Below are 21,275 nucleotides of genomic sequence, written 5' to 3' on the forward strand. Positions count from 1 at the left end.
ACTAACCTGGCTCAAGGTAGGGAACGCGGAGGGGCATGTCAACGACCGTCGCCGTCACGGCCCTTGACGGCTGGTGCGATCGGGTCAGCGCCGGCCGGGCCGGTGCCTACCGGGTCAGCCCTCGCCCGCCCGGCGCTCGAACACCAGGTCGCGCGCCGTGCCCAGCGCCGTCGCCACCGCGCCCAGCAGCACCGCGTCCTCGCCCAGCCGGCTGGGCGCGAGCCGCGGCCGCAGCGGGGTCAGGGCGCGCAGGTGTTCACGGACCGGGCCGAGCAGCAGGTCCACCCTGTGCCCCACCCCGCCGCCCAGCACCACGAGGTCCGGGTCGAGCACCGCGGCCGCGGCCGCCACGGTGTGCGCGATCCGTTCGCCCTCCAGCTCCACCGCCCGCACCGCGGCCCGGTCGCCGCGCCGGGCCGCGTCGAACACGGCCTTCGCCGTGAGCTGCCCGTCCATCCCGAACCGCCGGGCGGCCTCCACCACGGCCTCCCCGGACACCGCGTCCTCCAGCCGCTCCGGCTTGTTCCGGCCCGGCCACGGCAGGAAACCTATCTCCCCGGCCAGTCCGTGCGCCCCCGTGAACAGCCGGCCCTCGCTGACCACCCCCATGCCGAGGCCCGTGCCGATGAGGATGTACGCGAAGAGCCGGCTGCCGGCACCGACGCCGTACGTGTACTCGCCGAGCGCGGCCAGGTTGGCGTCGTTGTGCACCTCCAGCGGGACGCCCAGCTCCTCGCGCATCCGGTCGAACAGGCCGGCGCGGCCCCAGCCCGGCAGATGCATCGCGTACCGCACCCGGCGCCGCTCCTCGTCGTACACGCCCGGCGTCCCCACCACCCCGTGCACCACCTCGGCCGGGTCCACGCCCGAGTTGCCGATCACCTGGCGGGCGGTCGCCACCACCAGCTCGGCCATCGCGGCGGAGGCGCGGGCCCGGTTGCGCACGTCGGCGCGGGCGACCACCGTGCCGTCCAGGTCGACCACGGCCACCCGCAGCCAGCCGCGGCCGATGTCCACCCCGAGCGCGTACCCGGCGGCCGGGTCGGGGGCGTACAGCACCGCGGTGCGGCCCCGTTCGGGCGCCCGGGTGCCGACCTCGCGCACCAGCCCCGCCGTCTCCAGCGAGGCCAGCGCGCTGGACACCGTCGGCTTGGACAGGCCGGTCTCACGGGCGAGTTGGGCGCGCGAGGCGGCGCCCAGGACGCGCAGCCGGTCCAGCAGCAGCCGCTCGTTGGCGCTGCGCAGACGGCGGCGGCTCCAGGGCTGGTCCGGCGGGGCTGCGGCGTCTCGGGCGGGCATCGCACCATTCTCATGCATTCCCGGCGCCTACTTGACGCCTCTAGTAAGGCTCCTTAACTTTATCGGCCAGTCAGCCCGGCCGGGCGGGTTCCCCGCCGGGCACGCGGTCCGTCCGGCCCGTCGCGTCAGGAGTCCCCATGTCCGGTAGCCCGCCACCCACCGGTGGCTTCGTCCGTCGGGTCGGCCCGTTCCAGGCCACGGCCATCAACATGAGCCAGATGTGCGGCATCGGGCCGTTCGTGACCATCCCGCTGATGGTCGCCGCGTTCGGCGGCCCCCAGGCGGTCATCGGATTCGTCGCGGGCGCGGTGCTGGCGCTGTGCGACGGTCTGGTGTGGGCCGAACTGGGCGCCGCCATGCCCGGTTCCGGCGGCAGCTACGTCTACCTCCGCCAGGCGTTCCAGTACCGCACCGGCCGGCTGATGCCGTTCCTGTTCGTGTGGACGGCGATGCTCTTCATCCCCCTGATCATGTCCACGGGCGTGGTCGGCTTCGTCCAGTACCTGGGCTACCTCGCCCCCGGCCTCGGCCGGACGCAGGGCGACCTGATCGGCCTCGGCGTCATCGCCCTGGTGGTGCTGCTGCTGTGGCGCGGCATCGAGCACATCGCCCGCCTCACCGCCGTGATGTGGGCGGTGATGATCGCGTCCGTCGTGCTGGTGATCGCGGCCGCGGCCACCGACTTCAGCCCCCACCTGGCCTTCGGCTACCCCGCCCACGCCTTCGACCTGACGAGCGACCGCTTCTGGCTCGGCTTCGCCGCGGGCCTGACCATCGGCGTCTACGACTACCTGGGCTACAACACCACCGCCTACATGGGTGCCGAGATCAAGGAACCGGGCCGCACCCTGCCGCGGTCCGTCATCTTCTCGATCCTCGGCATCATGGCGATCTACCTGCTGCTGCAGATCGGCACGCTCGGCGTCGTGGACTGGCACCGCATGACCGATCCCAAGGACATCGCCTCCACCTCGGTGGCCTCGGCGGTGCTGGAGAAGACCTGGGGCACCGGCGCCGCCGACATCGTCACCGTGCTGATCCTCATCACCGCGTTCGCCTCGGTGTTCACCGGACTGCTCGGCGGCTCCCGGGTGCCCTACGACGCCGCCCGCGACGGCGTGTTCTTCCGGCCGTACGGCAAGCTGCACCCCCGGCACCGCTTCCCGATGCTGGGCCTGGCGACCATGGGCGTGATCACCGCGATCGGCTTCCTGATCGGCCGCCACACCGATCTCGCCACCCTGATCCAGCTGCTCACCACGGTCATGGTGATCGTCCAGGCGCTCGCCCAGATCGTGGCGCTCATGGTGCTGCGCAGGCGCCGGCCCACCCTGCACCGCCCGTACCGGATGTGGCTCTACCCGCTGCCCGCCCTCGTCGCCTTCGTCGGCTGGTGCGTGATCTACGGGTACGCCGACGAGAACTCTCCCGGCCGCCATCCCATCGAATGGTCCCTCGCCTGGGTCGCTCTCGGCTGCGCGGCCTTCTTCGTCTGGGCGCGGCTGGAGCGGGTGTGGCCGTTCGGGCCGAAGGAGATCAGCGAGGAGTACACGACGGCGGACCGGGACCCGGACGCGGAGCCGGTGGCGGGCTGATCACGGCGGCGTACCCGGCCCGGCGCTTCTTCCCGGATTGACATGCAAGAGATTGCCTGCATAACGTTGGGTGTGCGATCAGCGGACGACAGCGGGATGGACAGGGTCTTCAAGGCGCTGGCCGACACCACGCGCAGACGGCTCCTCGACCGGCTGCACGAACACAACGGCCAGACGCTGGGCGAGCTGTGCGAGCACTTCGCCATGACCCGCCAGTCGGTCACCCAGCACCTCTCCGTGCTGGAGGCCGCCAACCTGGTCAGCACGCTGCGGCGGGGGCGGGAGAAGCTGCACTACCTCAATCCCGTACCGCTCCACGAGATCCAGGAGCGGTGGATCGACAAGTTCGAGCGTCCGCGCCTCAACGCGCTCGGCGCCGTGAAGCGACGAGCCGAGGAAGCCATGGCCGACAAGCCGAGTTTCGTGTACGTCACCTACATCGCGAGCACCCCCGAGAGGGTCTGGGAGGCGCTCACCGACGCCGACCTGACCGCCGCCTACTGGGGGCACCGCAACGTCTCCGACTGGCAGGTCGGCTCCCGCTGGGAGCACGTCCGCACCGACGGCTCCGGCGTCGCCGACGTGGTCGGGCGCGTGATCGAGAGCGAACCGCCGACCCGGCTGGTCGCCACCTGGGCGGCGCCCGACGACGAGGGCCGGGAGGACCGGCACTCCCGGGTCACCTTCGAGATCCGGCCGCACGAGGACATCGTGCGCCTGACCGTCATCCACGAGGACCTCAACGACGAGGGGGAGCGCGGCGACGTCGCCTACGGCTGGCCCGCGGTGCTCTCCAACCTCAAGTCGCTGCTGGAGACGGGGCGCGCCATGCCCCAGGCGCCCTGGCAGGTGCCCGGCCGCTGAGCCGCGGACACGGGGAGGACGGTCCGCCCGGGCGGACCGTCCTCGCGTTCTTCGTGGCCTTCACTTTCTTCGCTGGGTCCTCCCTTCCTCGGACTTCTCTTTCATGGTCTTCGGGCGCTGCCGCTCGGGGTCCGGGGATGCTCCTGTCCCCTCCTGTCCCGTCGTACGGCCCCGACCGCGTCGGGAGCGGTGCGCGAGAACGCCGCTCACCCAGTCTGCCCTTATTGGCGGCTTATGTGTAGGGGGTGGGGCTGATCCTTGCCGGCGCCGCCCCCTACTTCCGGTGGCTCACCCACCCGCTCCCCGTCAGTGCACTGTTTCCGCATCGATTGCACCCGCCTGCTGCCCCAGCGAGTCCCGCAGCCGGTGCAGGCCGCGCCGCGCGTGACTCTTCACGGTGCCGAGCGGCCACCCCGTGCGGGCCGCGATCTGCGTCTGGGTGAGGTCCTCGAAGAAGGCCAGCCGCAGCACCTCCCGCTGGGGGACGGGCAGCCGGGCCAGCGCCTGCCGGACCACCACCCGGTCGAGCACCGCCTCGGGCCCCGGGGCGACGGTGCCGCCGGTGAGCAGCAGCGCCGAGCCGGCCGCCGCGACCAGGTCGGCGCGCCGGGTCCGGGCGGACAGGGCGTCGACGATCCGGCGCCGGGTGATGCCGACGATCCAGCCGGCCAGCGAGCCGCGGTCGGGCCGGTACCCGTGCCGGCCCCGCCACACGCCGAGGAACACCTGCTGTGTCACGTCCTCCGCCTCCCGGGCGTCGCCCAGCGAGCGCCGGGCCAGGCCGTACACCAGGCCTGACCAGCGCCGGTGCACCGCGATCAGGCACGCCTCGTCGCCCGCCACCAGGCCACGCGCCAGTTCCTCGTCGCCGTACGGGCCGCCGTACGCCTCGCCGTCCGCGACGGGGCGCGCCGTTCCGGTGGCGGCCTCCGGCGCGGAGCGCTCGACGACGACGCTGCTGGGGGCCGGATTCGAGCACATGCCGCGGCTCCTCGGGTAGGTACGGTCCCTCATGGTCGGAGCCGGGCGCCCACCCGTTCAACACGCATCGATTTTGCATCGTATAGTCGTGCCATGGACGTCACGCATACCGAGCCGGCAGCGCCGGCCGAGGCGGGGCTGACCACCGGTGCCCTGGCCCGCCGGCTCGGGGTCTCGCCCACCACCCTGCGCTCCTGGGAGCGCCGCTACGGCATCGGCCCCGCCGAGCGCGCGGCGGGCCGGCACCGCCGCTGGACGCCCCGGGACGTGGCCGTGCTGGAGACGATGTGCCGGCTGACCTCGGCCGGCGTGGCCCCGGCGGAGGCGGCCCGGGCCGCACGGAACGAGCTCACCGCGGCCGCACCACCGCCCGTCGCGGCGGGGACCTCCGGCACGGCCGCGGCGGGCGCCGGTACGGGTGCCACCGGCGCGGGGACCGCGGATACGGGGGCGGGTGTCGTCGGCGCGCGGGGCGGGTCGACCGCGGCCGGGCATGCGTCGGCGTCCGGGTATGGGTCTGCGTCCGGGTCCGGGTCCGGGTCTTTGTCGGCGTCGATGCTGCTGTCGTCGTCAGCCGCGGCGGTGGCGACGGCCGGTCCGCCGCCGGAGGACGACATCGGACAGGAGCTGCGCGGCCTGGCCCGCGCGGCCGTGCGCCTGGACGCGCCGGCCGTCGAGGAACGGCTCGCCGCGGCGGTGGCCCGCCACGGCCTGGCCCGCGCCTGGCAGGAGGTGATGGTGCCCTCCCTGCACGCCGTGGGCCGCAAGTGGGCCTCGGCAGGCGACCGTTACGTGGAGGTGGAGCACCTGCTGTCCTGGCACGTGTCCACCGTCCTGCGCCGGCACACCCCGCCCCCCGTGACGCCACCGGACCCCGCCGCCCCGGGACCGGTGCTGCTGGCCTGCGTACCAGGCGAACAGCACACCCTGCCGCTGGAGGCGCTCAACGCGGGGCTGAGCCAACTCGGTATCCCCACACGGATGTTCGCCGGCGCCGTCCCGGCCGAGGCGCTGTCGGCCGCGGTACGGCGCCTCGGCCCGGCCGCCGTGGTGCTGTGGGCCCAGGCCCGCTCCACCGCGAGTCTGGCGCTGGCCCAGCACGTGGCCGCCACGGAGTGGGGGGTGAAGGGGGCACGGTCACAGCCGCTGGTCGTGCTCGGCGGCCCCGGCTGGGCGGGGCACACCGGCCGCGGCATGCTGCGCCCGACCGGCCTCGCCGAAGCCCTCGACGTACTGTCGGCGGCCCACCGGCACCGGTCCTAGGACCGGCGCCTCTCACTCCTTGCCGCGTGCCTGGCGGAAGCGGGCCAGTCCGTCGGAGAGGGTGATGAGCGGTTCGGGGTAGTCGCCGGCGGCAGCGCGTTCCAGCCCCTGGAGTTTCCAGGGCTCGTGGATCGCGCCGCCCTGGACGTCCCGCAGTTCGGGCACCCAGCGCCGTACGTAGGCGCCGGCGGGGTCGTACCGCTTGGCCTGGGTGACCGGATTGAGGACGCGGTTGGGCCGGGTGTCCGTGCCCGTCCCGGCCACCCACTGCCAGTTGAGCTGGTTGTTGGCCACGTCCCCGTCGACCAGCAGGTCCAGGAAGTGCCGGGCGCCCACCCGCCAGTCGACGTACAGCGTCTTGGTCAGGAAGCTCGCCGTCAGCAGGCGGCCGCGGTTGTGCATCCACCCCTCGTGCCGCAGCTGGCGCATCGCCGCGTCGACCACCGGATAGCCGGTACGGCCCTCCCGCCACGCCTCGATGTCCGCGCGGGCGGTCCGCTCCGACCGCCAGCGGTCGCGCTTGGTGCGGTAGTCGGCGGTGGACGCCCCGGGCCGCGCCGCCAGCAGCTGGCGGTGGAAGTCCCGCCAGGCCAGCTGCCGTACGAACGCCCGCGCGCCCGGGTTGTCGGCCGCGCCGGCCCGCTGGACCACCTCGACGGGGGACAAGGTGCCGAAGTGCAGGTGCGGGGAGAGCCGGGAGGTCGCGTCGTCGCCCAGGTCGTCGCGCCCCTCCTCGTAGGCGTCCGCACCCGAGCGCAGCCAGGCGGTCAGCCGCCGCCTCGCCTCGCGCTCGCCGCCGGTCGCCAGCCCGGGGGACACCCCCGGCACGGCGGCGCGGGACGGCAGTTCCTCGGAGCCGATGCCCTCGGGCACGCGGATCGTCCGGGGCACGCCGAGGGCGTCCCGCAGCCGCTGGGTGGACCAGTGCCGGAAGTACGGCGTGAACACGGCGAAGTGGTCCGACGAGGTCGGGGTCACCGCACCGGGCGCCACCGCCGTGGTCACCGTGTCGTGGAAGTGCACCCGCCGTCCCTCCGCCTCCAAGGCCCGGCGCAGCCGCCGTTCGCGTCGCTGGGCATAGGCGCTCACGTCCGCCGCGAGATGCACTTCGTCGGCGTCGGCCTCCGCGGCCACCCTGCACACCTCCTCGACCACGTCGCCCGAGCGCACCACGAGCCGCCCGCCCCGCTCGCGCAGCTCGTCGTCCAGGTCACGCAGGCAGTCGGCGAGGAACGCCATCCGGTTCGGCACCGCGAACCCCGCGTCCGCCACACCACGGTCGTGCACGAAGAGCGGGACCACCTGCCGGCCGCCCTGCAGCGCCGCCCGCAGCGGCGGATGGTCGTGCAGGCGCAGATCGGCGGTGAACAGGACGACCGAGACGTACATGGTGCGGCTCCGGGGGGATCGGTGCGGACGCGGACCTCTTCCGGCCCGCGGGGCCGGGCGGATGCGCGTCGGACCGCCCGGTCCACTTCATTCGCCCGGGACGCGTCACCGGCCGGGCGACCGCGGCCCGGCCGGGGCCGGCCGGGCCGCCGCCCGCGCGATGTTGCGGGCCATGCCGCCGAACACGACGGCGTGGAAGGGGGAGATGCCCCACCAGTAGGCCTGGCCGAGCAGCCCGCGCGGATGGAACAGCGCGCGCTGGCGGTAGCGGCTGCGGCCCGGCCCGGCCGGCTCGGCACACATCTCCAGCCAGGCGAGGCCCGGCAGCCGCATCTCGGCGCGCAGCCGCAGCAGGTGCCCGGGCTCGATCTCCTCCACCCGCCAGAAGTCCAGCGAGTCGCCGACCCGCAGCCGCTGCGCGTCCCGGCGGCCCCGGCGCAGCCCGACCCCGCCGGCCAGCCGGTCCAGCAGACCGCGCAGGTTCCAGGCGAGCGGGAAGGAGTACCAGCCGTTCTCGCCGCCCACGCCCTCGATCACTCGCCACAGCTCCCCCACCGACGCGTCCACCATGGCCTCGCGGTGGTCGGTGCACAGGCTGCCGCCCGCCCAGTCGGGGTCGGTCGGCAGCGGATCGCTCGGGGCGCCGGGCACCGAGGCGGTCGACCAGCGCGTGTCCACCTTCGCGTCCCGCACCCGGCGCAGGGCCAGCCGGACCGCGAAGTCGAAGCCCAGCGGATGCCCCGGCGGATCGGGGACGTACCGGGCGATGTCGTGCTCCTGGCAGACGACCTCGTGCCGCAGCGACTCGGTCAGCGGCCGGGCGATGGACGCGGGGACGGGCGTGACCAGGCCGACCCAGAGGCTGGACAGCCGTGGGGTGAGGACCGGCACGGGCACGATGACCCGCCGGGGCAGTTCCGCCACGCGCGCGTACCGCATCATCATGTCCCGGTACGTCAGCACGTCGGGACCGCCGATGTCGAAGGCACGGTTGACGTCGTCCGGCAGGCGGGCGCAGCCGCTCAGCAGGCGCAGGACGTCCCGGACGGCGATGGGCTGGATCCGGGTGCGCACCCAGCTCGGGGTGATCATCACCGGCAGCCGCTCGGTGAGGTAGCGCAGCATCTCGAAGGAGGCCGAGCCCGAGCCGATGATGACGGCGGCCCGCAGCACGGCGGTGGGCACCCCGGACGCCAGCAGGATCCGGCCCACCTCGGAGCGGGACCTCAGGTGCGGGGACAGGGCATGGTCGGGCACGCCGGCGGGGGTGAGGCCGCCCAGGTAGACGATGCGGCGCACCCCGGCCGCTTTCGCCCGCTCCCCGAAGATCCGGGCCGCGCGGCGGTCCGTCTCCTCGAAGCCGTCGCCGCTGCCGAGGGCGTGCACCAGGTAGTACGCCACGTCGACGTCCCGCATCGCCTCGCCGACCGCCGCGGCGTCGGTGACGTCGCCGCGCGCCACCTCGACCTCGGCCGCCCAGGGGACGTCACGCAGTTTGCCGGGGGAGCGGGCCAGACAGCGCACGCGGTATCCGGCGGCGAGCAGTTCGGGCACGAGCCGTCCGCCGATGTAGCCCGTGGCGCCCGTCACCAGGCAGCGCGGACCCGCAGCCCGCTCGTCGTCGTCCATCACCGATGTCCTCCGCGTCGCCGGTCCCTGCGTTCCGGTCCCCCTTCCGGTCACTTCCCGCGGCGGGCGGCCGGCGGATGCGGCTCGCGCCGTCCGTACCCGGTCGGGTGACATGTCCGCAGCGATCCGGGGCAGCCGCTCCGGTACAGGACGTACATTCCGTGCGACCGTCCGCGTTGGAGGTGACCGGCCGTCATGAGTGCGAAGGTGTTGGAGCGGTTCCCCGCCGGGGCCCCGCGAGGTTCGTGGCCCGCGGAGGAGTTCGCGGCAGCGCGCCGCGCCGAGGGGGAGGCGGCGACCGTGGTGATGGATCTGCAGTCGGACGCGTTCCTCGTCGTGGTGGAGGGCCCGGAGGACGACAGCCGCGCCTGACCCGCCCGCGCGTCGCCCAACTGCGTTTGCCAGACTGCGGTTTCATGAAGAGAGAAGCAGCGGTGGACGCGTCGGTGACCTTCGGTCTGCTGGCCGCCTGGGCCGTGCACGACTCCGAGGAACTGGCCACGGTGCCCCGCTGGGTGCGCACGCGGCTCCCGGAGCTGCGCGAGAGGTTCCCCCGGGTGCCGGAGGCCGTGTGGCGGCAGGTGGGGTCGGTGGACGCCCGTGAGTTCACGACGGCCGTCGCCGCGATGGCCGCCGTGGTCGCGGCGGCCGCGGCCGACGGGCACCGCACCGGCGGCCGCTCCGCCGTCTACCAGACCGCGCTCGACGCCTTCGGCCTGCACGGAGTGGTCCATCTGGCGCAGGCGGCCGTGCTCCGCGGCTACACACCCGGCTCCGTGACCAGCCCGCTCGTGGTCATCCCCTTCACCCTGTGGGCCCGTGCCCGCCTGCGCCGCGCCGGCGTCCTGCGCCCCACCCGCCCCCGCGACCTGGCCCTCGCCCTGGCCTTCGCGACAGCAGCGGCGACAGGCACCCACGCCCTGGCCCGCAGCCTCCAACGGTCACGCTGACCCCCTGGGCTCGCTGCCCGGGGCCTCTCCACGGCTCCGCCGGGCTTGTTCCCTCGGGCCGGCCGTCTCAGGCAGCCCTGTCGACGCTGCGGGTCTCGCTGCCCCTGGGCCCGCTTCACGGCTGCGCCGGGTGGGTGCTCGCGGGGCCGGCCGTCTCCGGCAGCCCTGCTGACCCGGCCGGCCTCGCTGCCTGGGGGCGGGCTCCACGGCTCGGCAGGGCTCATGCTCCGAGCACGGTCGCCTCCGCCGGCCGCGCTGCCCCGGTGGCGGCTCTACGGTTCCGCCGGGTCCGTGGTCCCGGGCTGGTTCGTTGCCCCCACCCCATCCGCGGAGCGGCCCCGCTCCGCGGTCAGGGCGCGCAGGTGGGCCCGGCGGGTTTCCGTCGTCTGGCCCTGCACCAGGAGGAACAGGCCCTCGCGGGCCAGGCGCTGAGGGCGGCTGGTCAGCGACATCGCGCGCCCGCCGCCCGCCGTCACCGCCGCCGTGGTGGCGGCGCCCAGCACCTCGTACGCCTCCGCCCGTACCGCCAGCCGCTCCGCGACCCACTCCAGCGGCGCCGGCTGGTCGGCCAGGGCGTAGGCCCGGCGCCGGACGTCGGTGAGGCGGGCGGCCAGCGGCCCGGCGAACTCCTCGTCCAGCAGGGAGAGCGCCGCCCGCGCGACACCGAAGACGGCCGGGTTGGCGTTGAGCGTGCGGGCCCGGTCCCCGGGCGCCCACCGCTCGTACGGCGTCCGCAGGGCCACCGCCTCCTCCGGCACCCGCAGGCCGTCCAGTTCGAGCGACACCGTGGATGCGGCGGTGAGTGCCGCGAGCCGCAGGGGCCGTGACGCCCGCAGCCCCGGCTGGTCGCGCGCCTCGACGAAGGCGAACACCGCCTCTCCCGCCTCGCTGACCCCCGCGAGCAGCATCACGTCGTTCAGCCCCCAGCCGGTGTACCAGGGGACGGTCCCGTCGAACCCCAGGTCGTCGCCCTCGCGCCGCACCCGCACGGGGACGCGTGGATACGCCCGCAGGTGCGCGTAGGCCACCCCGGACAGCAGCTCGCCCCGCGACAACGGCCCCAGCAGACGTTCCCGCACCGGGCCCTCGCTCTGTGCCAGGGTCTGCACGGGCGTGTGATGCTGCGTCTGCACGAACCAGGTCGAGCAGCAGGCCCCGGCCAGGATCTCCGCGGTCTCCCGCAGCACGGCCGGCGGCGCCCCCGAGCCGCCGTACGCGACCGGCGCGACCACCCCGAGCAGCCCCGACCGCTTCACCGCCTCGACGTGACCGCGGGGCATGCCCTCCCGGTCCACCCGCTCGGCCTCGGGCAGGAGCAGACCGTCGGCCAGCCGGTGTGCGGTGCGGACGAGCGGATGCGCGGTGTCGGTCATGAACAGGATTCTTCCGAAGACCCCCGCCGGGGGGACTTTCCGAAGCCCCGCCGCCCCTTCCTCGAGCGACCGGAGGAGACTTTTTCACGCGTCCGCCCGGCCCGGTGTCGATCCGGGCCCCCGCCGTTCGTGTAGGAGGTGACAGACACCGCCGGGCACGACAGACCCCAGCTCCCGGGGCCGGAGGACACCCGGCAGGACGCCGAGGAGGACGTCATGAAGCACTACCTGCTCAGTGTGGTCCAGCCCGCCGACGGACAGCCGCCGGCCCCCGACGTGCTCGCCGGGATCATGCGGGACGTCGAGGCCTTCAACGACGAGCTGCGCGCGGCCGGGGCCTGGGTCTTCGCCGGCGGACTGCACGCCCCGGAGACCGCCACCATGCTCCGGCCCGAGGGCGGCGACGTCCTGATCACCGACGGCCCCTACGCCGAGGGCAAGGAGTACCTGGGCGGGCTCTGCCTGATCCGGGCCGCCGACCTGGACGAGGCGCTGGAGTGGGGCCGCAAGGCAGCCCTCGCGACCACCCTGCCCATCGAGGTGCGGCCGTTCGTGGACCAGCACTGATGACCCCGGCGCCCGGCGTCGAGGCCGTCTTCCGGGCCGAGTACGGGCGCGCCGTGTCCGTCCTCGTCCGCTTCCTCGGCGACATCGACCTCGCCGAGGAGGCGGTGCAGGACGCCTTCGCCGTCGCCGTGCGCACCTGGCCGGAGGCGGGCGTGCCGCCGAGCCCGGCCGGCTGGATCATCACCACCGCCCGCAACCGGGCGGTCGACCGGCTGCGCCGCGAGTCCTCCCGACAGGCCCGGCACGCCGAGGCCGCCCTGCTGTACGCGCCCGACGCACCGCGCGAGGAGGGCCCCGTGCGCGACGAACGGCTCCGTCTGATCTTCACCTGCTGCCACCCCGCCCTCGCCCCCGCGGCCCGGGTGGCCCTCACCCTGCGCCTGGTCGGCGGGCTGAGCACCGCCCGGATCGCCCGCGCCTTCCTGGTCCCCGAGCCGACCCTGGCCCAGCGGCTGGTGCGGGCCAAGGCCAAGATCCGCGACGCGGGCATCCCGTACCGCGTGCCGCGCGACGCCGACCTGCCCGACCGGCTCGGCGGCGTCCTCGCCGTCGTCTACCTCGTCTTCAACGAGGGCTACACCGGCGATCCCACCCTGTGCGCGGAGGCGCTGCGGCTCGGCCGGCTGCTCGCCGCGCTGATGCCGGACGAACCCGAGGTCACCGGTCTGCTGGCCCTGATGCTGCTGATCGACGCGCGCCGCCCGGCCCGGCGGGACGCGGACGGCGCCCTGGTGCCCCTGCCCGAGCAGGACCGCGCCCGGTGGGACCGTGAGCTGATCGCCGAGGGCCAGGACCTGGTCCGCCGCTGTCTGCGCCGGGGCCGCCCGGGGCCGTACCAGATCCAGGCCGCCGTCAACGCGGTGCACAGCGACGCCGGAACCGCGGGCGCCACCGACTGGGGGCAGATCCTGCGCCTGTACGACCAGTTGACGGCCGTGGCGCCCTCGCCGGTCGTCGCGCTCAACCGTGCCGTCGCGGTGGCCGAGGTCGAGGGCCCAGCCGAGGCGCTGGAGCTGGTCGACTCCCTCACCCCCGGCACCCTTGGCCGCTATCACGTCCTGCACGCGGTCCGGGCCGACCTGCTGCGCCGCCTCGACCGGCCCGCCGAGGCGGAGGGGGAGTACCGGGCCGCGATCGAATTGGCCGACGGCGAGGCGGAGCGGGCGTATCTGCGCCGGCGCCTCGGGGAGCTCCACCTCGATGCGACGTGACCCCGTCCGGCCGTCGCCCGGTTGTCCCCGGCGCGGTCGTCCCTCGCGTGGCGGCCGGCCGGGGCCGCGAACTCCATTGCTGCGCAAGGGATGTGTCAGACTCCGCCGATGACCACTGAGACGATCAACGCGGCCGCCTCCGGCACCTTCGTACTCGGCGACCTGCCCGTCCACCGCATCGGCTTCGGTGCCATGCGGCTGACCGGCGACGCCGCCTTCCACCTGGGCACTCCCAGCGACCGCGAGCGCTCGATCGCCGTCCTGCGCAGGGCCGTGGAACTCGGCGTGAACCACATCGACACCGCCGCCTTCTACTTCTCCTCGCTGCGCTCCGCCAACGAACTGATCAACTCCGCGCTCGCCCCGTACCCCGACGACCTGGTCATCGCCACCAAGGTCGGCCCCTTCCGGGACTACTACGGCGAGTGGGGCCCCGCGGCCCGCCCCGACCAGCTGCGCGGGCACGTCGAGGAGAACCTGCGCCAGCTCGGCCGGGACCACCTCGACGTGGTCAACTTCCGCCGCCAGCAGCAGGACTCCATCGCCGAGCACTTCGGCGCCCTCGCCGAGCTGCGGGAGGCCGGCCTGATCCGGCACCTCGGCGTCTCCGGCGTGCAGCCCCGCCACCTCGCCGAGGCGCTGGAGATAGCCCCGGTGGTGTGCGTGCAGAACCGGTACGCCATCGACCGCCCCGACCCCGTCGACGACGAGGTGCTGCGCATCTGCGGGGAGCGTGGCATCGCGTTCGTGCCCTTCTACGCCGTCGCCGGCGAGGCCGGACCGCGCCGGGCGGACACCGCCCACGACGACGAGGTGCTGGCCGTCGCCCGCGCGCACGGGGTGAGCCCCACCCAGGTCCGCGTCGCCTGGACCCTGCACCAGGGCCCCCACGTGCTCGCCATCCCCGGCACCGGCAACCCCGACCACCTCGCCGAGAACGTCGCCGCCGGCGCCCTGCGGCTGACCCGGGAGGAACTGGACCGGCTCGACGCGCTGCACACCACGGCCGGCTGACACCGCTCGACGCGCTGCACACCACGGCCGGCTGACGGCCGTAACCGCCGGGGCACCGCCCGCCCGTGTCCCGGTCATCCGTTCCCTCCCATAATGGACGGGGCGCACGCCGGTACGACGGGCGCCAGGTTGACTACACTCATGTAGACGGCCGACTGTGAGCGCACGGAAGGCCCTCCGGGCCGCGCACGAGGACGGGTGAGGGACGTTCCCATGACCGACGCCAAGGACGAACGCCGGCCGGCCGGCGAGCTCGAAGCGAGTGTCATGGCCGCGCTCTGGGCCGCCGGCGCTCCCCAGACGCCGGGCCAGGTGCAGCTCACCCTGGGCGCGGACCTCGCCCGGACGACGGTGACCACGATCCTCACCCGCCTGCACGACAAGGGCATGGTCGAGCGGCGCCGCCAGGGCCGCGGCTACGCCTACATCCCGCTCCAGGACGCCCACGGCCTCACCGCCCGCCGCATGCACAGCGAGCTGAACCGGGACAGCGACCGCGAGACGGTCCTCGCCCGCTTCGTCGCCCAGCTCAGCGCGGACGACGAGCGCATCCTGCGCGACCTGCTCGAATCCGACGACGACCGATGACCGCGCTGCTCCTGCTGCCCCTGCTGCTGCCGTTCGCCCTCCCGGCGCTCGCCCGGCGGGCCGCGGACCGGCTCGCGCCCGTCGCCGCGCTGTGGGCGGTCACCGGGTGCGCGGTCGTCCTCGCCGGCTGCTCGCTGGCCGCGCTCGGCGCCTTCGTGCTGACCGGCCTGCTCAAGCTGCCGGTGTTCGCCGCCCTCGGCGAACTCGTCCACCCGCTGCACACCGCCTCGGACCTCGTCGTCCTCCCGGCCGCCGCCACCTCCGTGGGCGCCCTCGCCGTGTGCGGCTGGACACTCGTCCGCTCGGTGCTGCGCCAGACCCGCGCCTTCCGGGCCGCCCGCTCGGAGGCCGGGCGCGGTCCGCGCGCCGGCGACCTGTGCGTCGTCGAGTCGTCCCGCCCGGACGCCTACGCGCTGCCCGGCCGCCCGCACCGCATCGTCGTCACCACCGCCATGCTGCGCAGTCTCGACGGCGCCGAGCGCGAGGCGCTGTTCGCGCACGAGCGGGCGCACAACGCGGGCGGCCACCACTATTTCCTCGCCGCCGCCGAGGTCGCGGCGCACTGCCACCCCGCCCTGCGGCAGGTCCGCGACACCGTCCGGCTCGCCGCCGAGCGGGCGGCCGACGAGGTCGCGGCGGTCTCGGTCGGCGACCGGCGGCTGACCGCCCGCGCCATCGCCCGCGCCGCCCTGGCCGCCCAGGCCGTCCACTCGGAGCGCCCCGGCTTCGCCGCCGCCGCGACCACGGGCCCGGTCCCGCGCCGTGTCCAGGCCCTGCTGTCCGCCCCCCGGCCGCGAGGCCGCGCCGGCCGCCGGGTCGCCGCCCTCCTGCTCGCCTGTGCCGCCGTCTCCTGCGTCGCCTCGGTGACCGGGATGGCCGACGTCCACCACCGGGTCGAGGTCGCCCAGGGCGAGCGGCCCTGACCTTCCCCGTCCTCCGCCCGCTCCGCCGCCGGAGCGACTGGCGCCCTCTGGGTTTTACGTATAACCTCTCCGGCTAACCACCCCCACCGGAAGGTCCCGATGCGACGCGTTGCCCTGGTCACCCTCGTCGTGGACGACTACGACGAGGCCATCCGCTTCTACACCGACGCGCTCGGATTCCGGCTGGCCGAGGACGCGCCCCGCCCGGACGGCTCCCGCTGGGTGGTCGTCGAGCCCGGTACCGAAGGGGCCGGCACCGGCCTGCTGCTCGCCCGGGCCAAGAGCGAGGAGCAGCGCGCCCGGATCGGCGACCAGACCGGTGGCCGGGTCGGCTTCTTCCTGCACACCGACGACTTCGCCCGCGACCACGCCCGGATGACCGCCGCCGGCGTGACCTTCCTGGAGGAGCCGCGCCACGAGCCTTACGGCAGCGTCGCCGTCTTCCAGGACCTCTACGGCAACCGCTGGGACCTGCTCCAGCCCGCCGACGGATAACCCGCACCGCCGTACCACCGCATCACCGCACGCCGCTCCCGCGCCGCACGCTCCGCCCCCGGGACCCGCGTACGCCCCCTGCCTCTCGGAACCGCTCGCCCAAGGAAAGACGCACTATGAACGCTACGCGCGTAGACGCCGACGTGATCCGCCGCCTGCCCAAGGCCGTCCTGCACGACCACCTCGACGGCGGCCTGCGCCCCGCCACCGTGGTCGAGCTCGCCGCCGCGGTCGGCCACACCCTGCCGACCACGGACCCCGACGAGCTGGCCGCCTGGTACTACGAGGCCGCCAACTCCGGCGACCTGGTCCGCTACATAGCCACCTTCGAGCACACCCTCGCCGTGATGCAGAACCGCGAGGGCCTGCTGCGGGTAGCCGAGGAGTACGTGCTCGACCTGGCCGCGGACGGTGTCGTCTACGCCGAGGTGCGCTACGCCCCCGAGCTGAACACCCGGGGCGGGCTGTCGCTGAGCGAGGTCGTGGAGACCGTCCAGGAGGGCCTCGCCGCCGGCATGGCCAAGGCGGCCGCCGCCGGGACCCCCGTCCGCGTCGGCACCCTGCTCTGCGGCATGCGCATGTTCGACCGGGTCCGCGAGGCCGCCGACCTGGCCGTCGCCTACCGTGACGCCGGTGTCGTCGGCTTCGACATCGCCGGTGCCGAGGACGGCTTCCCGCCCGCCGACCACCTGGCCGCCTTCGAGCACCTGCGCCGCGAGAACGTGCCCTTCACCATCCACGCCGGCGAGGCGCACGGCGTGCCCAGCATCCACCAGGCCCTCCAGGTGTGCGGGGCCCAGCGCATCGGCCACGGCGTGCGCATCACCGAGGACATCCCGGACCTCGCCGCCGGCAAGCTCGGCCGGCTGGCCGGGTGGGTGCGCGACCGCCGCATCGCCCTGGAGATGTGCCCGACGTCCAACCTGCAGACGGGCTGCGCCACCTCGATCGCCGAGCACCCCATCACCGCGCTGAAGGACCTGGGCTTCCGGGTCACCCTCAACACCGACAACCGTCTGGTCTCCGGCACGACGATGACCCGGGAGATGTCCCTGCTGGTCGAGGAGGCGGGCTGGGGGATCGAGGACCTGCGCACGGTCACGGTGAACGCCCTCAAGAGCGCGTTCATCCCGTTCGACGAGCGCAACGCCCTCATCGAGGACGTGGTCCTGCCGGCCTACGCGGCCGCGCTCTGAACCAGCCCCCGCAGGTAGGCGGCCTGTCCGATGTGCTGAAGGTCGTCGGACAGGACGCTCACCAGGCGCACCCCCAGGGTGACCGGCGGGTCCCAGCGCTCGTCGACGACCCGTTCGAGGTCCTTCGCGGCGAGCGCGCGCAGGGCGCCCAGCGTCTGCTCGTGCACGGCGTCGTGGTAGCCGGTGAGCAGGTCGGCGGAGTCGACCCGCACCTTCGCGACCTTGGCGGGACTGTGCCCGTACCCGGTGTCGTCGTGCGGCAGGTCGAGGCCGAAACGTTTGTCCCAGCCCTGTGAGTGCCACACCTGGTCGAGGTCGAAGGCGGCGGCGACATGGTCGTCCTGCACCCGGGTGAGGTGCCAGACGAGCCAGGCGAGGGAGTTGGCGTCGGGTGCCGGGCGGGAGTGCAGCTCGTCCGGTCCGAGGCCGTCGAGGGCGGCATGGACTTCTTCCTGGATGCGGCCGAAGCCGTCGATGAGGATGTCCTTCGCATGCATGCGTCCACCATCGCGCATCGCACGCGCTCGTGCGTCCGGAATCGGCGGGCCCGGAATCACTCGCAGGGTGCTTCCGGGTCGCCCGGCTCCAGGAGGGCGACCAGTGCGCGGGCCGCGGGGCTGGTGGCGCCGTCCGGCGGCAGCAGGGCCACCGTCTCGTACTGCGGCTCGCCCGCGTCCTTCATCGGGAGCGCCGTGAGCGAGGGCCGCTTGTGCCGGAAGTGCCGGGGCACGACGGCGATGCCGAGGTTCTCGTCGACCAGGTCCAGCAGGCTGTGCACGTCGTTGACCTCCAGCGCGACCGTGCGCCGGACGCCCGCCGCGGCGAAGGCGGCGTCCGTGGCGCGGCGCGGTCCCCAGTCCGGGTGGAAGTCCACGAAGACCTCACCGGCGAGGTCGTCCGGCGTGAGCACCGCGCCCGCCGCGGCGAGCCGGTGGCTGGGATGGCACAGGACGGTCGGCGGCTCGCCGGCCAGCGACACCGAGCGCAGCTGGTCGCTGTCCGCCTGGGTGCGGTAGGCGAAGGCCAGGTCGAGCCGCCCAACCGCCACCTCCTCGGCCAGCGCTCCCGAGCCCGCCTGCCGCAGCCGGATCTCCACGTCCGGATGCCGCCGCCGGAAACCCGCGAGCAGCCGTGCCACGTGGACTCCGGCGATGCACTGCTCGGTCCCCAGCGCCAGCGTGCCGCGCAGCACGCCCTGTACCGCCGCCACCGCCTCGTGCGCCGAGCGCACCTGTGCCAGGATCCGTTCGGCCTCCACCAGCAGGGCGCGCCCCGCCTCGGTGAGCGTCACCCGCCGGGTGGTCCGCACGAACAGCGGAGCCCGCAGCTCCCGCTCCAGGGCCCGGATGGAGGCGGACAGCCCTGACTGGGACACCATGAGGCGCTCGGCGGCCCGGGTGAAGTGCTGGTCCTCGGCGACCGCGACGAAGTGCTGGAGATGGCGCAGTTCCATGATTGAGCAGCCTAGCCGCACAATTCCATCGGATTCTTCTGTTGGACCGCTGTACGCGACCCGGGGAACAGTGGATCCGGTAGATCGTGTGCCAACCCCTCTGGAGTCGCGTTGTACACCGCACACCCCGACCGCTACGCCGACATGCCCTACCGGCGCACCGGACGCAGCGGCCTGAAGCTCCCCGCGCTGTCGCTCGGCCTGTGGCACAACTTCGGGCCCGACCGGCCCGTGGAGACCCAGCGCGCCATCCTGCGCCGCGCCTTCGACCTCGGCGTCACCCACTTCGACCTCGCCAACAACTACGGCCCGCCGCCCGGTGCCGCCGAGGCCGCGCTCGGTGAGGCCCTGAAGGCGGACTTCGCCGCCCACCGCGACGAACTGGTCGTCTCCACCAAGGCCGGCTACCTCATGTGGCCCGGCCCGTACGGCGAGTGGGGCTCGCGCAAGTACCTGCTGTCCTCGCTCGACCAGAGCCTCGCCCGGCTCGGCCTTGAGTACGTCGACGTCTTCTACTCGCACCGCCCCGACCCGGACACTCCGCTGGAGGAGACGATGGGCGCGCTGCACTCGGCGGTGCAGCAGGGCAAGGCACTCTACGTGGGCGTCTCCAACTACTCGGCGGAGCAGACCCGGGAGGCCGCCCGCATCCTCGGGGAGCTCGGCACCCCGCTCCTCATCCACCAGCCGCGCTACTCGATGCTCGACCGGCGCCCCGAGGACGAGGGCCTGCTCGACGCCCTGGACGAGCTCCAGGTCGGCTCCATCGCCTACTCCCCGCTGGAGCAGGGCCTGCTCACCGGCCGCTACCTCGACGGCATCCCCGAGGACTCCCGCGCCGCGAGCGACAGCCCCTTCCTGAACTCGGACGCGGTGACCGAGGACCTGGTCGGCCGGCTGCGCGCCCTGAACGAGATCGCCGGGTCCCGTGGCCAGACGCTCGCCCAGCTCGCCCTGGCCTGGGTGCTGCGCGGCGGCCGGGTGACCTCCGCCCTGGTCGGCGCGAGCGGCCCGCGGCAGCTGGAGGACAGCGTCGGCGCGATCCGCAACCTGGACTTCGACGCGGAGGAACTGGCGCGGATCGACGAGATCGTCAAGATCTGAAACCCTCGGCCGCGGTCACCGGGCAATTCGGTGACCGCGGCCGGAAACACATTGTGCATCCGCTTTTCCGGGGGCTTTTCGGCGGGGCCCCGGGAATTCCCGGCCCGCTTTCCCGCCGGGCCTCCCGGTCCCTCGCGGTGATCCCTTGTCCGGTTCTCGCCCGAGGACCGGGAGACCCTTTCCCGTTCCGGATCACCGCGAGCGGCTGAGATCGCCGCGACGGGCGTTCTCACGCCTGGGCGGGCACCCGGTCGAGGAAACCGAGGACCTGCCGGATGCGGCCCTCGCCGTCCAGGGTGATCACGTCGAACCCGGCCACCGGCGCCGAACCGTCCGCCTCGTTGACCAGCTCCCAGCCGAACCGCGCGGTGTCGTGGTGCCCGTCCACCGCGCCGTGCAGACGGAACGAGAATCCCGGGAACTGCTGGTGGGCCCCCGCGATCACGGCCGCGATCTGCTCGTGCCCGCGGACGTCGGCGAGCGGGTCGGTGTAGCTGCCGTCCGCGGTCCAGGCCGCGGCAACCGCCTTCGCCAGGGCCTCCGGCTCGCCGGCGTTCCAGGCCTCCAGGTAACGGGCGACGGCGCTGTCGTAGTCGTAGATGTTCCCGGTCATGGCGAATCAGCCTCCATCGAGGTCGTCACTGCTGGTCAGGAGCCGGATCCGGGCTCTCGCCGATCCGGTGTGACCACCATGCCCGAGCGGCGTGCCTCGGGTCGATTACCTGCCGGGTAATGACGGGGGCGCCGTATGCCCTGCGCATTTCGGCCAGAACGGGCGGTGAATATGCCAAGAGACTGGCCGGAAAGTCATGGTGACAGTGTTTCGGGAGAGACGATACTCGAACGTCAGAGGCACTTTACCGCGCAACAAACGCACGGAAAGCGAGGCCGGGCCGGCACACCAGCGAGGCTGCGGGGGAGTGATCGTGCACGACGAATTCCTGTGCCATGTCACGGCGTACGGCATGTGCGGCGGGCGGCGCATCGGCGTACCGCTCGGCACCTATCGCGCGCCGACGCTGGCACTGGCCCTGTGGTGGTTACGGGACCGCGCGTCCTGGATCGCCGAGCGGCTCGATCCGAGCCCGCAGGACCCCGCCTTCCCGGCGGGTGCGCTCGTCCCGGTCGCGGACACGGTGGCCGACGTCCCCGCGCTGCTGCGCGCCTGGTGCGCCGACGACGCCGGGCAGGAACGGGTCGCGGAGGAGCTGGCGGGCGGACGCATGGTGCGGGTCGCCGCCAGCGACGACACCACCGAGTACGAACTGCTCGCCGAGTCCGTCGACGCGCTGCGCATGCAGCGCACCCTCCCCGCCCTCGTCGTTCCCGTCGCCTGACACGTGCCCCGCAGGGCCCGGACGGCGGTGACGTCCGGAGCGCG

Annotated in this window: 22 protein-coding genes; 14 read left to right on the forward strand and 8 right to left on the reverse strand. The window is 74.1% G+C overall.

The features are described 5' to 3' along the window. Positions 1 to 114: 114 nt before the first annotated feature. Positions 115 to 1,299 carry an ROK family transcriptional regulator gene (locus PV343_RS09400; RefSeq protein ID WP_319146362.1) on the reverse strand — a complete coding sequence of 395 codons (1,185 nt, stop codon included), beginning with the start codon at positions 1,297 to 1,299 and terminating at the stop codon, positions 115 to 117. 137 nt (positions 1,300 to 1,436) lie between these two features. Between PV343_RS09400 and PV343_RS09405 the strand changes: the two genes are divergently transcribed. Both PV343_RS09405 and PV343_RS09410 read left to right on the forward strand, forming a co-directional pair. Next, positions 1,437 to 2,894, forward strand: a complete 1,458-nt coding sequence (locus PV343_RS09405) for an APC family permease (RefSeq protein ID WP_319146363.1) — start codon at positions 1,437 to 1,439, stop codon at positions 2,892 to 2,894. Positions 2,895 to 2,990: 96 nt separating this feature from the next. Continuing rightward, a complete protein-coding gene (locus tag PV343_RS09410) occupies positions 2,991 to 3,758 on the forward strand; it encodes a metalloregulator ArsR/SmtB family transcription factor (RefSeq protein WP_319146364.1) in 768 nt (255 codons plus the stop codon). A gap of 306 nt (positions 3,759 to 4,064) precedes the next feature. Here PV343_RS09410 and PV343_RS09415 read toward each other — a convergent pair whose 3' ends face one another. After that, complete coding sequence (locus PV343_RS09415) at positions 4,065 to 4,739, reverse strand: sigma-70 family RNA polymerase sigma factor (protein ID WP_319146365.1); 675 nt, start codon at positions 4,737 to 4,739, stop codon at positions 4,065 to 4,067. Between the two features lie 93 nt (positions 4,740 to 4,832). On the opposite strand from PV343_RS09415, the gene PV343_RS09420 reads away from it, so the two are divergent. Further along, entirely contained in the window at positions 4,833 to 6,002 is a 1,170-nt protein-coding gene (locus tag PV343_RS09420; RefSeq protein ID WP_319146366.1) for a MerR family transcriptional regulator, read from the forward strand. Positions 6,003 to 6,014: 12 nt separating this feature from the next. Here the strand turns inward: PV343_RS09420 and PV343_RS09425 are convergent, their stop codons facing one another. After that, the gene (locus tag PV343_RS09425; RefSeq protein WP_319146367.1) at positions 6,015 to 7,391 is read right to left on the reverse strand and encodes a deoxyribodipyrimidine photo-lyase; all 1,377 of its coding nucleotides are present in this window, start codon (positions 7,389 to 7,391) and stop codon (positions 6,015 to 6,017) included. 105 nt (positions 7,392 to 7,496) lie between these two features. Next, a complete protein-coding gene (locus PV343_RS09430) occupies positions 7,497 to 9,020 on the reverse strand; it encodes an SDR family oxidoreductase (protein WP_319146368.1) in 1,524 nt (507 codons plus the stop codon). Positions 9,021 to 9,215: 195 nt separating this feature from the next. On the opposite strand from PV343_RS09430, the gene PV343_RS09435 reads away from it, so the two are divergent. Further along, on the forward strand, positions 9,216 to 9,392 hold the full coding sequence (locus PV343_RS09435) for a hypothetical protein (RefSeq protein ID WP_020938223.1): 177 nt from the start codon (positions 9,216 to 9,218) through the stop codon (positions 9,390 to 9,392). Between the two features lie 44 nt (positions 9,393 to 9,436). Beyond that, complete coding sequence (locus PV343_RS09440; protein WP_319146369.1) at positions 9,437 to 9,970, forward strand: HXXEE domain-containing protein; 534 nt, start codon at positions 9,437 to 9,439, stop codon at positions 9,968 to 9,970. A gap of 272 nt (positions 9,971 to 10,242) precedes the next feature. On the opposite strand, the gene PV343_RS09445 is transcribed toward PV343_RS09440, so the two are convergent. After that, positions 10,243 to 11,343, reverse strand: coding sequence for an acyl-CoA dehydrogenase family protein (locus tag PV343_RS09445; protein WP_319146370.1), 1,101 nt, complete (start codon positions 11,341 to 11,343; stop codon positions 10,243 to 10,245). Between the two features lie 216 nt (positions 11,344 to 11,559). Between PV343_RS09445 and PV343_RS09450 the strand changes: the two genes are divergently transcribed. The 7 genes from PV343_RS09450 (at position 11,560) to PV343_RS09480 (ending at position 17,337) form a co-directional block, all read left to right on the forward strand. Beyond that, entirely contained in the window at positions 11,560 to 11,910 is a 351-nt protein-coding gene (locus PV343_RS09450; protein ID WP_319146511.1) for a YciI family protein, read from the forward strand. Then, positions 11,910 to 13,121: an RNA polymerase sigma factor gene (locus PV343_RS09455; protein ID WP_319146371.1), complete on the forward strand. Its 1,212-nt coding sequence runs from the start codon at positions 11,910 to 11,912 to the stop codon at positions 13,119 to 13,121. Before PV343_RS09450 ends, PV343_RS09455 begins: the two co-directional genes overlap by 1 nt. Positions 13,122 to 13,229: 108 nt before the next feature. After that, entirely contained in the window at positions 13,230 to 14,135 is a 906-nt protein-coding gene (locus PV343_RS09460) for an aldo/keto reductase (protein WP_319146372.1), read from the forward strand. 213 nt (positions 14,136 to 14,348) lie between these two features. After that, positions 14,349 to 14,723, forward strand: coding sequence for a BlaI/MecI/CopY family transcriptional regulator (locus PV343_RS09465; RefSeq protein ID WP_319146373.1), 375 nt, complete (start codon positions 14,349 to 14,351; stop codon positions 14,721 to 14,723). Continuing rightward, entirely contained in the window at positions 14,720 to 15,646 is a 927-nt protein-coding gene (locus PV343_RS09470) for a M56 family metallopeptidase (protein WP_319146374.1), read from the forward strand. The genes PV343_RS09465 and PV343_RS09470 overlap by 4 nt, the downstream gene beginning before the upstream one ends. 99 nt (positions 15,647 to 15,745) lie before the next feature. Further along, positions 15,746 to 16,141 carry a VOC family protein gene (locus PV343_RS09475; RefSeq protein WP_319146375.1) on the forward strand — a complete coding sequence of 132 codons (396 nt, stop codon included), beginning with the start codon at positions 15,746 to 15,748 and terminating at the stop codon, positions 16,139 to 16,141. A gap of 116 nt (positions 16,142 to 16,257) precedes the next feature. Beyond that, positions 16,258 to 17,337 carry an adenosine deaminase gene (locus PV343_RS09480; RefSeq protein WP_319146376.1) on the forward strand — a complete coding sequence of 360 codons (1,080 nt, stop codon included), beginning with the start codon at positions 16,258 to 16,260 and terminating at the stop codon, positions 17,335 to 17,337. On the opposite strand, the gene PV343_RS09485 is transcribed toward PV343_RS09480, so the two are convergent. Continuing rightward, complete coding sequence (locus PV343_RS09485; RefSeq protein WP_319146377.1) at positions 17,319 to 17,834, reverse strand: mycothiol transferase; 516 nt, start codon at positions 17,832 to 17,834, stop codon at positions 17,319 to 17,321. The two genes, PV343_RS09480 and PV343_RS09485, sit on opposite strands and share 19 nt — an antisense overlap. 56 nt (positions 17,835 to 17,890) lie before the next feature. Next, positions 17,891 to 18,790, reverse strand: coding sequence for a LysR family transcriptional regulator (locus tag PV343_RS09490; protein ID WP_319146378.1), 900 nt, complete (start codon positions 18,788 to 18,790; stop codon positions 17,891 to 17,893). A 111-nt stretch (positions 18,791 to 18,901) separates the two neighbouring features. On the opposite strand from PV343_RS09490, the gene mgrA reads away from it, so the two are divergent. Then, positions 18,902 to 19,894 carry an L-glyceraldehyde 3-phosphate reductase gene (mgrA, locus tag PV343_RS09495; protein WP_319146379.1) on the forward strand — a complete coding sequence of 331 codons (993 nt, stop codon included), beginning with the start codon at positions 18,902 to 18,904 and terminating at the stop codon, positions 19,892 to 19,894. Between the two features lie 229 nt (positions 19,895 to 20,123). Here mgrA and PV343_RS09500 read toward each other — a convergent pair whose 3' ends face one another. Further along, positions 20,124 to 20,507 (reverse strand): nuclear transport factor 2 family protein, encoded by a 384-nt coding sequence (locus tag PV343_RS09500; protein ID WP_319146380.1) that lies wholly within the window; start codon positions 20,505 to 20,507, stop codon positions 20,124 to 20,126. 313 nt (positions 20,508 to 20,820) lie between these two features. Here PV343_RS09500 and PV343_RS09505 point away from each other — a divergent pair, with 313 nt between their 5' ends. Further along, positions 20,821 to 21,231, forward strand: a complete 411-nt coding sequence (locus PV343_RS09505) for a hypothetical protein (protein ID WP_319146381.1) — start codon at positions 20,821 to 20,823, stop codon at positions 21,229 to 21,231. Positions 21,232 to 21,275 lie beyond the last annotated feature (44 nt).

The organism is Streptomyces sp. WI03-4A (genome assembly GCF_033792105.1).
Classification (GTDB): Bacteria; Actinomycetota; Actinomycetes; order Streptomycetales; family Streptomycetaceae; genus Streptomyces; species Streptomyces collinus_A.